The 243-nt window shown below is 31.7% G+C and carries 1 protein-coding gene; it reads left to right on the top strand.

The window, feature by feature from the left end; genetic code table 11:
• On the top strand, positions 1–243 hold a 243-nt coding region (locus SB772_RS44755), incomplete at both ends, for a hypothetical protein (protein ID WP_410839119.1).

The following is a 243-nucleotide window of genomic DNA, read 5'->3' as shown; positions in this document are numbered from 1 at the left end:
AAAGTAAATCGGTAAGTAATGATTCTCCAGAAACTATTTCTACCACACTTCCAAAAGCCTTTTCAAAAGGTTTATCTCAAGCAATATTTTTTGGAGAGTATAGCCAGAAAAATGGAGAAAGTGGAGTTGCAACTGTAGATAATTATCCAAAAGGAAAAGTATATAATGGCCCTGGAGGAAATTATTTGTCCAATGAAATATTCTATCGTGTTGCTAAAATAAGAAAAGATTTGAAATCTAGTT

The sequence above is a fragment of the Paraburkholderia sp. SIMBA_030 genome (genome assembly GCF_046535245.1).
Lineage (GTDB): Bacteria > Pseudomonadota > Gammaproteobacteria > Burkholderiales > Burkholderiaceae > Paraburkholderia.
Note: the sequence above shows the minus strand (reverse complement) of the source record. Positions and strands in the feature narration are given on the sequence as shown.